This window comes from Myxococcus sp. CA051A, assembly GCF_013336705.1.
In the GTDB taxonomy this organism is placed as follows: Bacteria; Myxococcota; Myxococcia; order Myxococcales; family Myxococcaceae; genus Myxococcus; species Myxococcus llanfairpwllgwyngyllgogerychwyrndrobwllllantysiliogogogochensis.
Genome location: NZ_JABUMS010000032.1, coordinates 40,713 through 53,563 on the forward strand (window position 1 = coordinate 40,713; position 12,851 = coordinate 53,563).

The 12,851-nt window shown below is 67.8% G+C and carries 9 protein-coding genes; 8 read left to right on the plus strand and 1 reads right to left on the minus strand.

All coding sequences use genetic code 11. The features are described 5' to 3' along the window. Positions 1 to 21 precede the first annotated feature (21 nt). From HUA74_RS43310 to HUA74_RS43320, 3 genes are read left to right on the plus strand one after another with little or no spacing between them, the layout of a single operon-like run. Positions 22 to 1,365, plus strand: coding sequence for a hydroxymethylglutaryl-CoA reductase, degradative (locus HUA74_RS43310; protein WP_174459263.1), 1,344 nt, complete (start codon positions 22 to 24; stop codon positions 1,363 to 1,365). Beyond that, on the plus strand, positions 1,362 to 3,617 hold the full coding sequence (locus HUA74_RS43315) for an MMPL family transporter (RefSeq protein ID WP_174459264.1): 2,256 nt from the start codon (positions 1,362 to 1,364) through the stop codon (positions 3,615 to 3,617). The genes HUA74_RS43310 and HUA74_RS43315 overlap by 4 nt, the downstream gene beginning before the upstream one ends. Next, positions 3,614 to 4,813 carry a glycosyltransferase gene (locus HUA74_RS43320; protein WP_174459265.1) on the plus strand — a complete coding sequence of 400 codons (1,200 nt, stop codon included), beginning with the start codon at positions 3,614 to 3,616 and terminating at the stop codon, positions 4,811 to 4,813. The genes HUA74_RS43315 and HUA74_RS43320 overlap by 4 nt, the downstream gene beginning before the upstream one ends. Here the strand turns inward: HUA74_RS43320 and HUA74_RS43325 are convergent. Then, positions 4,756 to 6,162, minus strand: coding sequence for an NAD(P)/FAD-dependent oxidoreductase (locus HUA74_RS43325; RefSeq protein ID WP_174459266.1), 1,407 nt, complete (start codon positions 6,160 to 6,162; stop codon positions 4,756 to 4,758). The two genes, HUA74_RS43320 and HUA74_RS43325, sit on opposite strands and share 58 nt — an antisense overlap. 62 nt (positions 6,163 to 6,224) lie before the next feature. Here HUA74_RS43325 and HUA74_RS43330 point away from each other — a divergent pair, with 62 nt between their 5' ends. The 5 genes from HUA74_RS43330 to HUA74_RS43350 all read left to right on the plus strand — a co-directional run bounded on the left by HUA74_RS43330 (position 6,225) and on the right by HUA74_RS43350 (position 12,421). Then, entirely contained in the window at positions 6,225 to 7,271 is a 1,047-nt protein-coding gene (locus HUA74_RS43330; protein WP_174459267.1) for a squalene/phytoene synthase family protein, read from the plus strand. Beyond that, positions 7,268 to 9,241, plus strand: a complete 1,974-nt coding sequence (locus HUA74_RS43335) for a 2,3-oxidosqualene cyclase (RefSeq protein ID WP_174459268.1) — start codon at positions 7,268 to 7,270, stop codon at positions 9,239 to 9,241. Before HUA74_RS43330 ends, HUA74_RS43335 begins: the two co-directional genes overlap by 4 nt. Positions 9,242 to 9,385: 144 nt before the next feature. Further along, positions 9,386 to 10,294: a DUF6310 domain-containing protein gene (locus tag HUA74_RS43340; RefSeq protein WP_174459269.1), complete on the plus strand. Its 909-nt coding sequence runs from the start codon at positions 9,386 to 9,388 to the stop codon at positions 10,292 to 10,294. Between the two features lies 1 nt (position 10,295). Continuing rightward, a complete protein-coding gene (locus HUA74_RS43345) occupies positions 10,296 to 11,054 on the plus strand; it encodes a DUF5953 family protein (protein ID WP_174459270.1) in 759 nt (252 codons plus the stop codon). 713 nt (positions 11,055 to 11,767) lie between these two features. Continuing rightward, positions 11,768 to 12,421 carry a restriction endonuclease gene (locus tag HUA74_RS43350; RefSeq protein WP_174459271.1) on the plus strand — a complete coding sequence of 218 codons (654 nt, stop codon included), beginning with the start codon at positions 11,768 to 11,770 and terminating at the stop codon, positions 12,419 to 12,421. Positions 12,422 to 12,851: the final 430 nt, after the last annotated feature.

The following is a 12,851-nucleotide window of genomic DNA, read 5'->3' on the forward strand; positions in this document are numbered from 1 at the left end:
GCAGAGCAATGGGGGGCGTCTATGTCGGAAGTGGTGGACGAGGGATTGCCGCAAGTCCAACCGGGCACACTGTCCTCTCGCCTGCCAGGTTTCCACCGCCGCACCGTGGATGAGCGCTGGCGGGAACTGGCATTGCGCGGAGATGTCTCACCGGAGGAGCTGCAGGTGCTCAGGGCGCTGGGCGCGCCGACCTTCGACGTCGTCAACCAGATGATCGAAAACGCGGTGGGCGTGTTCGCCCTGCCGCTGGGCCTGGGGCTGAACCTCACCGTCAACGGGCGCGACCACCTGGTGCCCATGGCCGTGGAGGAGCCGTCCGTCGTCGCCGCGGTGTCCTTCGCCGCGAAGGTGGTGCGTGAGGCCGGTGGGTTCACCGCCGACGCGGACGCCTCGATGATGATTGGCCAGGTGCAGCTCACCCGCTACGGCACGCCCGAGGTCGCTCGCTCGCGGCTGCTGGCGGGGCGGGAGCACCTGCTCGCCCTCGCCAACAGCTTCCACCCCGCGCTCGAGCGGCGAGGCGGTGGCGCGCGCGACGTGCAGGTGCGCATCCTCCCCGCGCCCGAAGGGCCCCAGGGCGAGCCGCTCTTCATCGTCCACCTGCTGGTCGACACGAAGGAGGCCATGGGCGCCAACCTCATCAACACCATGGCGGAGGGTGTCGCGCCGCTCATCGAGCAGCTCACCGGCGGCCGCGTCTTCGTGCGCATCCTGTCCAACCTCGCCGACCAGCGACTGGCGCGGGCCTCCTGTCGCATCCCGCTGGCGGCGCTGGCGGACTTCGGCCTGCCGGGTGAGGACATCGCCGAGGGCATCCTCCAGGCGAGCCGCTTCGCGGAGGCGGACCCCTACCGCGCGGCGACACACAACAAGGGCGTGATGAACGGGATTGATGCGGTGGCCATCGCCACGGGCCAGGACTGGCGGGCCATCGAAGCGGGCGCGCATGCCTATGCGTGCCGAGGAGGCCGCTACGGGCCGCTGTCCCGCTGGACGCTGGAGCAGGGCCACCTGGTGGGCCGCATCGAGTTGCCGCTCGCGCTGGGCATGGTGGGCGGACCCATCAAGGTGCACCCCGGCGCGCAGCTCGGGCTCAAGCTCCTGCGCGTCACCAATGTGCGAGAGCTGGCCATGGTGTTCGCGGCGGTGGGGCTGGCGCAGAACTTCGCGGCGGTGCGCGCGCTGGGCTCGGTGGGCATCCAGAAGGGGCACATGGCGCTGCATGCCCGGTGCGTCGCGGTGACAGCGGGCGCGCGCGGCGTGGACGTGGAGAAGGTGGCGCGACTGCTGGTGGAGCGCGGCAGCGTCAAGGTGGATACGGCGCGCGAAATCCTCGCATCGTTCCAGGAAGTCCCCGCGCCATGAGCGACGCGACAGCGTCACCCACCCTGTTCGCCCGGCTCGCCAGCGGTGTGCATCGGCACCGGAGCCGGGTGTTGGGGGGCGCCGTCGTGTTCCTGGCCCTGGCCATCTGGGTGCTACTCCAGGGAGGGCACCTCACCACCGGCACCATCGACGGCATCGAAGCCGCGAAGGCGGAGGCGCTGGCCCGGCCCGCCGCCGCGGGTTCGACGGACCAGACGCTGGCGGTCATCTTCCACCACGACACCTGGACGGTGGACGAGCCACGCTTCACGAAGGCCGTTACGGACGTCCTCGCGCGAGTACAGCGCCTGCCCGAGGTCGAATCGGTGGTGTCACCGGTGGGCGCCCCGCCGGCGTTGCGCGCCCGCTTCGTGTCGCGCACGGGCCACGACCTGCTGGCCCTGGTGCGGCTCAAGGGTGGCGAGCGCGAGGCCACCGCCGCGTTCCCCGCCGTGCGCGCCGCCGTGGAGGACCCGCGCCTCGACACGACGCTGACCGGCAAGGTGGCCTTCCTCGCCGCTCTCAACCAGTTGTTGGAGCATGACCTGCTGCGCGCGGAGCTCATCTCCTTCCCGCTGGCGCTGCTGGTGTTGCTGTGGGTGTTCCGGACGGTGGTGGCCGCCATGCTGCCGCTGGTGGTGGGCGGGCTCGCCGTCCTCTGTGGCGTGGCGGGCGTGCTGCTGCTCTCGCGCGTCACCAACATGGCGCAGTACACGCTCAACGTCGTCTCGCTCATCGGCTTGGGCGTGGCCATCGACTACTCGCTCTTCATCGTGAGCCGCTTCCGAGGCGAGCTCGCGCAAGGACTGACGACGGAGCAGGCGCTGACGCGCACCCTGGACACCGCGGGACGCGCGGTGGCGTTCTCCGGACTGGCCGTCACGGTGGGACTGGCGGGCCTGCTCTTCTTTCGCGGCTCGTACCTGAGCGCCATGGGTCTGGGCGGCGCGCTCGTCGTGGCCTTCGCGGTGCTCTTCGCGCTCACCGTCCTGCCCGCGCTGCTCTCCTGGCTGGGGCCGAGGGTGGACAAGGGACGGCTGCCCTTCGGCCGTTCCACGGGACGCGGTGGCATGTGGCACGCGCTGGCCACGTGGGTGATGAAACATCCCTGGCTCGTGCTGCTGCCCACGCTCGCGCTCCTGTTGGCCATGGGGCTGCCGTTCCGGCGCCTGGAGTTGGCGGCCACGGACATCACCGCGCTGCCTCCCGACACGGAAGCCCGCCAGGGCGCGGAGACGCTGGCCCGGCTGTTCCCACGCGAGGCCGCGACACGGGTGCTGGTGGCGGTGGAGTTTCCATCGGGCGACCCGTTCACACCGCAGCGGGCCTCCGCCCTCTACGACGCGAGCCGACGGTTCGCGTCGCTGCCTGGAGTCGTGGGCGTGGAGAGCGCGGTGGACCTGTCGCCCGGCATGGACAAGGCCGCCTATCAACAGCTGGCCGCCGCGCCCGCGGAGATGTTGCCCCCGGAGTTGCGCGTCGCGCGGGATGCGTACCTCACGGGCAACGTGGCGGTGCTGCAGGTGCTGACGTCCGCGCCCCCCAGCAGTCGTGAGGCGCGGGAGCTGGTCAAGGCGCTGCGCGCGGACCGCTCGGTGGGAGAGGGACGACTGCTCGTGGGCGGGCAGACGGCCACCGACGTGGACGCGACGGCCTTCGTGCGGCATCACACGCCAGCGGCCGTGGGCTTCGTGATGGGGATGACGTGCATCGTCCTCTTCGTGCTCCTGCGCTCGGTGGTGCTGCCCCTGAAGGCCCTGTTGATGAACCTGCTGTCGCTGGCGGGCTCGTTCGGGGCCCTGGTCTGGATCTTCCAGGAGGGGCACCTGCACCAGTTCTTGCGCTTCGAGCCCGGGCCCATCGAACCATCCCTTCCCATCCTGTTGTTCTGCGCCTTGTTCGGCCTGTCCATGGACTACGAGGTGCTTTTGCTCAGCCGCATCCGAGAGGAGTGGCTGCGCACGGGTGACAACACCCACGCGGTCGCGGAGGGGCTGGAGCAGACCGGCGGGCTCATCACCAGCGCGGCGGCCATCATGGTGGCTGTCTTCGCGGCCTTCGCGTTGGCGTCGGTGGTGGTGGTGAAGGCGATGGGGCTGGGCATGGCCATCGCGGTGGCGCTGGATGCGACGCTGGTCCGGGTGCTCATCGTCCCCGCGATGATGCGGCTGATGGGGGACCTGAACTGGTGGGGGCCTGGCCACCATGGGCATCCGCATGCGCGGAGCGAGGGGACGGAGGTGAGGCCATGAACACGCGAGACATGGCGTGGGTCGCGGCGGGAGCGGCGGCGCTGGGTGTGCTGGTCCATGGGCATCGGGGATTGATGGCCGGCCTGCGACGGCGTCCAGCCCCGTCCCCGAGGAAGTTCGAGCCGCCCTCGGTGACAATCATTCGTCCCATCCGGGGACTGGATGTGGAGGCGCGACAGAACGTCCGCGCGCTGCTGGATTTGGACTACCCCGGTGAGTGGGAGGTGCTCTTCGTCTTCGACAGCGAGGAGGACCCGGCGTTCGCCGTCACCCGGGAGGAGCTCGCCACCTACCCGACGGGCGCGAAGCGGGTGGAGCTGCTCGTGGCGGGAGAGCCGCCCCCCGGACTGACGGGAAAACTCAACGCCATGCAGATGGGCGTGGCGCGCGCGCGGGGCACGCTGCTGGCCTTCAGTGATTCGGATACGCGGCCCGCGCCTGGCGTGCTCACGGCGCTGGTGGGCGCGCTGCTGGAGGATGCACTGACGGGCGCGACGTTCGCCCCCATCTACGCGGCGGCGGAGGAGCCCCTCGCGGGTGACGTGGGTTATGGGCTCCTGGTGAATGCCTGGTACGGCTCGTCGGTCGCGCGCGCGGCGGGGCCTGACGGCGCGCTGCCCTTCATCATGGGGCAGTTGATGGTGTTCCGCCGCGAAGCGCTCGAGGCCATCGGCGGCGTGGGATGTGCCGCCGGTCAGTTCGTGGATGACATGTACCTGGGGCGCAAGCTCCACGAGGTCGGGTGGAAGAACCGCGTCATCCATGCGCCCCTGCGCATCGTCACGGGACAACTGGAGCTGCGCGAGTTCCTGCGCATCTTCCGGCGCTGGGTCCTCTTCTCGGAAGCGGGCCTGCCCTGGAACTTCGCGCGCCCCAACTGGATACGCGGGGTGATGGGCTGGCTCGCATGGGGAGGGCTGGCGGCGGCCGTCACGAGACGGGCCTGGGGACATGCGGCCCTGGCGTCACTGCCGATTGGCTTCTCCGTGTGGAGCCAACTGCGGCTCCAGCGGGCCTTCAACGGGCCTCGAATCGCCCCTCGGCACTACTGGGTGCCCGCGGTGCTGCCGTTACTGGGCGCGGGCGTGGCGCTGTCCGCGCGGCTGTCGCGCGAGGTGGACTGGCGAGGCCGGAGCTATCAGTTGGATGCGAAGGCGCGCCTGGGTGACACCCAGCCCGAGCGGGCCAGCGTGTAGACGGGACGGCGGACGCGGCGATGCCACCAGCTCCCCACCTGCTCCACCGTGCTCGCCACGGCATCCCTCAGGGGCGGTCCGACCGAGCGCAGCAACGGCACGGTGGCTCGGAGGCGGCCCCCCTGACGGCGCGACGAGCGCATCGCCACCAGGCCATGGCCGACGACGCACAGGTACTCGCGCGCCATCACCCGCATGCGCGACTCCTCGGAGGCGAGCAGGGCCATGGAGGCGCTGGCGCCCCTCGGGCTGTGCTCCCAGTAGTGCAACAATCCCAGGCGCAACGCGCGCATGCCTTCGTCCTGACCGGCGCAGGCGTCGTAGAGCGCGGAGGCCAGCGCGACACGGGTGCGCTGGGCCGGCCGCCGCTCTCGTGCATAGCGTTCGAGCGCGCGAGGGAGGTCCTCCGGGTGGCGGCGCATCGCCTCCTGGAGCGCGCGCGCATCGTGAAAGCACGAGGCCATGCCGCTGCCGGTGAGGGGATGACAACACGAAGCGGCGTCGCCCACCAGCACGGCGCTCCCCCTCCGCACCGTCTCCGCGAGCCGGTCGTCATTGGACGCCATGCGCGGAGCCAGTGGCCCCCCCAGCGACTGGAGAATCTCCGAGCGCAGCGCGGGGGGCAGCGTGCGCAGCAGCTCCGGCTGGGCCTTCAACGTCGCGGCGGTGCTGCCCAAGGGAAGGTCCACCATCACCCGCGCCACACCGGGCTGGATGGCGTAGGCCAGCGCGTAGACGGAGCCGCCGACGAACTGATGTCCATGGTCGGGGTGGGGCAGACAGGCGCTGTCCACCGTGACGCCCAGCATGGTGGAGATGCGCGTGAAGCGCTCGGCGATGCCCAGCATCCTCCGGACGGGCGACGCGCGTCCGTCCGCGGCCACCAGCAGTCGGGCGCGCACCGTGTGCTCGACACCGTCGTGGGAGAAGCGAAGGCGCACGCCGCGCGCGTCGTTCTGCTCCACGGCCGTCACGCGAGAGTGGGCCTGAAGGGTGACGCCAGGACGCCGGGCCACCGCCTCCAACAGGGGAACGGTGAGCGTGGCGTGCTCCAGCGACACCCCGGTGGCGCCGTGTCCATAGGGAAGGACGACGGTGCGCTCGGGCGCGGAGAAGAGGACCGCGAAGCCTCGCACGGGTTGCGAGGTCCACGCGTCCACGACGTCACCGAAGCCGAGACTGCGCAAGTCACGCACCCCGGTGGGGTGGAGCAGCTCGCCGGAGAGTTGCTTGTGGCGGTCCACGCCCGCGTCGACCAGCAGGACGGACAACCCCAGCTCGGCGAGCGCCGCCGCCACCGCGCACCCCGCGGGGCCGCCCCCCGCAATCACCACGTCGACGTTCCGCACGCACGCCACCCCCATGACGCAACAACTAGTCATGGACACGACATGACGCAGTGGAGGAAGCCATGGTTGCTCTGGAAGAGTCGTTCTGCCGAACGGTGCTACCCCGGGTCTCCCGGACGTTCGCGCTGAACATCCCCTTGCTGCCCGAGCCCCTGGACCTCGCCGTCACGGTGGCCTACCTGCTGTGCCGCATCGCGGACACGCTGGAGGATGAAGCCCGCCTGCCGTTCCAGGAGGCGCTGTTCGAGGAGCTGGCGAGCCTCGTGGAGCTGAAGCCGGGTTGGGAAGGCCGCGCTCAAGCCTTTGCTCGCCGGGCAGGTGCCGCGCTGCGAGCGTCCGCCCCCGAGGCGGAAGTCGAATTGGTCGCGGGGACGTCCACGGTGCTGAAGACCCTGGCCTCGCTCCCCTCCTGGGTCCATCCCCACGTCGCGCGGTGTGTGCGCATCATGACCGACGGGATGAACCAGATTCAGCGGAGGTACGGAGGCGACGGGCCTGTCGTGGGGTTGCCCGACCTCCAGGCGTCCTTCGCTTATTGCTACTGCGTGGCGGGAGTCGTGGGCGAGATGCTGACCGGACTCTTCATCGCTTACTCGCCGCTCGTCACGCCGCCGCATCAGGCCCTGCTCGAACCGAGGGCCACCGCGTTCGGCAGGGCCCTGCAGCTCACCAACATCTTGAAGGACGTGCGCGAGGACCTGGACCACGGAAGGTGCTGGCTGCCGCTGGACCGGATGGCGGCATACGGACTGGAGCCCGCCACGCTCGCGCTGCCGAGCCACCGCGCGCGAGCGATGGCGCTGCACTCGGAGCTGGTGGCGGTGGCGCGCGGCGAGCTGGATGAAGCGCTCGAGTACTCCCTGGCGATTCCGCCCGAGGAGCCCGGCCTCCGGCTGTTCTGTCTCTATCCCCTCTTCTTCGCGGTGCTGACGCTCAACGTGGTGGAGGGAAATCCCGCGGTGTTCGACCCCACGCCGGTGAAGCTCGGTCGGGATGCGGTGCGCACGCTGATGCTGCTCACGCAGGAGCGAGTGGCGTCGGATTCCGCGCTGCGAGCGCTCTACGTGGACTGCTCGCAAGCCGCTCAGGGGGTGGAGGCGGTGAGATGATTCAGCGGGCCCGCGACGTGCTTGCCCGGACCCAGGAGGCGGATGGCTCCTGGAAGGGAGACTACAGCGGGCCTCTCTTCTTGAGCCCGGTGTATGTGGCCGGGCTGTATGTGATGGGACGTGCTCCGGACACGCGCACCCGCGAGGGTTTGCTCGCCTACCTTCGCCATCACCAGAACGCGGACGGAGGCTGGGGACTGGACGTGGAGTCACCGAGCCTCGTCTTCACGACGGTGCTCAACTACGTGACGCTGCGCCTGTTGGGCATCGACGCCGATGACCCGGGCCTCTTGCGCGCGCGGGACTGGTTCCTCCCTCGCGGTGGGCCGCTGGGCAGCGGCTCCTGGGGCAAGTTCATCCTCGCGCTGTTGGGCCTCTACGAATACGACGGGCTTGCCCCCACGCCGCCGGAGCTGTGGTTGCTGCCGCGCGCGCTGCCGTTCCATCCATCGCGGCTGTGGTGCCACTGCCGCATGGTGTACCTGCCCATGGGCTGGCTCTATGGCCGTCGGGCGCGCGCCACGGAGACGCCCCTGCTGGCCGAGCTGCGTCGCGAGCTGTATCCCCTGCCCTATGCGGACGTGGACTGGAAGGCGGCGCGCAACAGGGTGGCCGTCACCGATTCCTACACTCCGCGCAGTGCGTGGCTGCGCGCCGTGAACCGCGTGCTCGGGATTCATGAGCGGTTTCATTCCAGGCGGCTCCGCGCCCGCGCGATGGAGGAGTCACTGGAGTTGATTCGCGGGGAGGACGAGGCCACGCACTCCATCTGCATCGGGCCCATCAACAAGGTGCTCAACGCCGTGGTCTGGCACATCGCCCGCCCCGATGGACCCGAGGTGCGCGCCCACCTGGAGCAACTGCCGGACTACCTCCAGCGCACGAAGGAAGGCGTGACGTTCAATGGCTACAACTCCTCGCAGCTCTGGGACACCGCGTTCGCGGTCCAGGCGCTGGTGGCGTCGGGTGACGCGCAAGCACGGGACACCCTCGCGCGAGCCGCGCGCTTCCTCGAGTCCGAGCAGGTGCTGGGAGACTCGCCTCGCGCCGCGCGCAACTACCGACACCCGAGCCGGGGTGGATGGCCCTTCAGCACCCGCGCCCATGGCTGGCCCATCAGTGACTGCACCGCGGAAGCACTGAAGGCATGTCTGCTGCTGGAGCCGCTGGGGCTCAACCGCGTGCCTCGCGAGCGACTGGCGCAGGCCGTGGAGTTCATCCTCTCGCTCCAGAATCGCGACGGCGGCTGGGCCACCTATGAACGCATGCGAGGCCCTCGCTGGCTGGAGCGGCTCAATCCCTCGGACGTGTTCGCCGGCATCATGGTGGACGCAAGCTACGTGGAGTGCACCTCCGCCTGTGTCCAGGCCCTTATCGCGTGGCGCCGGGCACACCCCTCGGCGCCTGTGGGTCGAGCCATCACACGAGGCGTGGACTTCCTTCGTCGCACGCAGCGGCCGGACGGAAGCTGGGAGGGCGCTTGGGGAGTGTGCTTCAGCTATGGCACGTGGTTCGCGGTGACGGGCCTCGTGGCCGGTGGCGTCCGGGCTGGAGACACCGCGCTGCGCCGGGCGGTCCGCTTCCTCGAAGACCATCAGCGCGAGGACGGCTCCTGGAGTGAGACCGTCCAGAGCTGTCGCGAGCGTCGCTGGGTGGACGGGCCGACGGGACACGCGGTGACGACCTCGTGGGCACTGCTGTCACTCATGGCCGCCGGAGAGGGCGAATCGGAGGCCACTCGCCGGGGAGTGTCGTGGCTGCGCGCGCGACAGGACGGTGACGGCCGATGGCCACCAGAGTCGCGGGCGGGCGTCTTCAATCGCACCTGCGCCATCCACTACGACGCCTATCTGCGCGTCTTCCCGCTGTGGGCGCTGGCCGTGGCGGGACGCGAGGAGCACCACGTTCTCGCGCCCTTCCAGGAGGGCGCCGCGCGCCGCTACCCGGAGACCAGCAGTTTGACTCCGTAGGCCACCTACTCCGCCGACGGCGCTCTCGAGGACTTCCTCGCCCCTCTGGGGTAGAGAGAGGCCACTCGTCGTTAGCGAGTGCTGGCATACTCCAAGGGACCTTGTTGACCTGCCGCAGCCGGGCCAGCCTGAAAGGACGTAGCCATGCGTCTCATCGCCGGCACCGCACTCCTGCTCTTCTTGTCGGCATGCGCCGCATCGGCGCCAGGTCTGAGAGCGCGCGAGCCCTCGAACTCACGGTTCGCCAACCTGCGGCGAGCAGCACAACTGCCGTGGCGTGACGAGGGCCGGTGCGTCGTCCGTGAGGCCTCCCAGCCTTGGTCCGTCCTGGCGGAGCGGTGCTTTCCAGCCCTCGACCATGACCGGATCCGTTTTAACGACCGAGCAGGAAGATGCGCCGTTGCCTCGGCGGGCACGGTTACCTTGGGAGTCGGCCTCTGTATCTTGGCTGCTCCCGAGATTGTCGTTGGCGCGGTGGTCGTCGTTGGTGTCGTGGTGGTGGGCTTTGCCATCAAGGAAGCGCTGGATGCCTACGAACCGCGGGGGAGCAACGCCGAAGAGCCAGAGGCTGGTCCCCAAGCGAAGCCCACGATACAGGACGCCTCCGGGAATCGAACGCCCAAGCCCGAGACATCAGGACAGGATTGGTTTCCCCCTGTGCCGACCGATCCACGGGAGCGACAGCGCCGCCCTGAGTGCAGGCCGATTCCAGGGCCACCACGCGGAGGCAACGAGCCACATGATGTTTGCGCCAACAAGATTCCAGGCAACAGCTTCCCTGGCCTGAATGTACTCATCAACGGCAAGCACTTCGACGCACTCGTCCTCACCACTCGAACGCTGTGGGAGGTCAAGACGGATGATTTCGAGAGACACTCACCTCACTCCCGGAGGTTCTTCGTCAAGATGAAGCTGGCCGAGATGCAGCGAGAGGCACGACTTGCAAAGGAGTGCGGCTATCACTTCCTCGTTGGAGTTCGCAGCGAGGCTCACAAGGCCGAACTGAGGCTGGCGGATCCTTCTCTCAATGTCGTCATCATGGATTGGTGTTGAAATGGCATCCAGGCAGAATGACCTTGCCCTCATCGTCTACGCACCGTCATTCCTGGGCGACAAAGGCCGTGCGCTGGCCATCATCCATGGAATGGAGCGTGCGCTTCCCGGTCTTCGCTTGGAGTGGACAACCTCTGAACAGGAGGACCTCATCGCTGTGCCCAACCGCGACGAGTGGGTCATGGCCAACAGGGCGGATGGCGGCTTTCTGTTCCTGCGCAACGACAACGACAAGCACCCGGTCACGATTGCGGGGTGGGAAAACCCGAACGGGCTTGCGGCGGAAAGCCCGCCACACTTCGAAGTCCATGTAGACCTTCAACTCGACGCTGCTGGTCCCATTGCCGCCACCGACGTCCTGGAGGCCGTAGCAGAGGGCGCACGTGCGCTGTGGGGGCACGCAACACCGTTCAACTCCGGGGTGGAGATCGCCGAGCAGACGAGCCCCACGCAGGAGGGGCCACCACACCCTCCCCGGGGCCTGCCCGCACTCAAGCTCCCCGACATGATTCGCTCGCCTGAGATTCCGCACCGTCTCGGATGGCTGAACTACTGGTCGGCCGCTACCGCCCGAACAATCGGGTTTCCCGACCCGGCCTTGGATGCGGACCTGCTTTTCCGCGCACGACGCACGGCGACGGGCGGGTGGGTCGTGCGGCTCACGGACGCGCCGCTCGACCTCGGCAACCCCGACCACCTGGCCGCGCTCCTGCGGGCCTATGAGCGCTTCCCTGAAATCGGCGGTCGCTCAGTTCCTTGAATGGTTCGTGCCCCAATGCCATGCGAGTCTTCCAATGCTCACGGATGCGGTGTGTGCAGAGCAGGCCCAATCCCCCTGAACCGGTCTGGCCTAGCAAGGAAGTACATTCCGGAGTCCATTTCGACGGACTTGAGGCGCCGCATTCTCGATGCCTACCTGCGCACGAGGCAACCCGGGAAAATATCGCCCGGCGGTTTCGGATAGCGCGTGACTATTAATCGGCTCGTCGGCCACAGGAAGCGTGCACACTCCATCACACTACTGCGTCACTTCCTTCGGCCTCGCTACCAAACACCGGATACGCTGTTGGCCAAGGCGACGCGGCTACTGGAGGCCAGGCTCGACAGCACGACGCTCAAAATTGCGGATGCATATGCAACCAGCACGCAGAATGCCCGGCCGCCTACCTATAGCATGCCCCCCGTGACACTCACCCCGCCCCATCTAGTTCGACGACTCAATCTCGGAGTTCCACAACAGAGCTGAACCGACTCAACGAAGCCGAAGCAAACCCAGGTTCGCCCCCCACCTCCATGCGAACCAATCCCTACACGATGTAGGATCAGAGAATGAATAAGTCTCGGGCGACTCCGCCGCCATGGCGGGTTTACGAAAGACTCGTGGCACTCCTACAGTCCGACAAAGCGTCTGATGAGCTTACGATTGTGCCTAACGCTCATTTGATAGGGACCATCACAGGCATCGAGCGCCAAGTGGACGTCCTTATCGACGCACGCGTTGCGGAGGACATCTCAAGGCGCGTGATCGTTGACGCCAAGTTCCGCAAACGCAAGATCGACATCAAGGACATCGAGTCTTTCGAAGGCATGATGAAGGATTGTCGAGCACAACGGGGTATCTTGGTCTGCGCGAACGGATTCACTCACGCTGCGCTCCGCCGCGCCCAGAAAGCCATCACCATCAGCCTTGTTCCCGCCGAGGCGATCGAAAGTCTCGACATCGAGTCGTGGTATCCATGCCTCGGAAAGTGTGCGATGGAGAACAGAGGCCGAACTGCGGGGTGGGTACTCTACGATCGGCCGCTCGGCTTAGTTCAACGGGATTCGCCATTAACCATCCTAGCCATCGGCAAGTGCGACGGCTGCAATGATTTTCACGTTTGGTGCTGGGACTGTGGGGCACACTTCGCGTTGCGCGGTGAGGAAGCCGAGCATGCCTGTTCCTGCAGACGACTCTGGTTGACGGAACGTGTAGATGAGGGTTTTGACGAGCGTGGCAATCACTTAGAATCAATTCGCCTCCTTCTAGTGGTGCCTGTGGATGCAACTCCCCTGGAGCATGAGACTGCGACTGAGAGCCCTCTCATTTTCGCGCCCGTGGAGGTAGACCGGCGTCCCCTGAACTAACTGGTGCTCTCGTGAAGTGAGCACGGAATGTACGCGGACAGTGAGCAGCAGCGAAGCCCTGAGTTCTCGGCGGAACTCTAATTCTACCCGGTCAATTCGCCGAGCAGTTTCCAGCAGTGCTCCCATCCCTGCAACCGCCTGTGGATGCGGCTGTGAAGCCAGTGGACCACCTCCGGAGGCGGAACGTCGGATGGAATCAACCCTAGACGCACCCTCTCGACGAGAGCTGGGAGTTCCCCGTCTGGTGCAGCCCAGGCGAGGGGAAGTGCGTCCATCCAGCGCCCCTGCTCGAGGAGCTTGTATCGGTGAGCGTCAAGGTAGATGTCGCGTGAGAGGGTTCAGCCGATGCGCTTCATCTCCTGCACGGCCGGGATGAGGCTGGGCGAGGGGCCCAGGCGGACGGAGCCCGCGGGAGTCCAGTTGCGCGTGA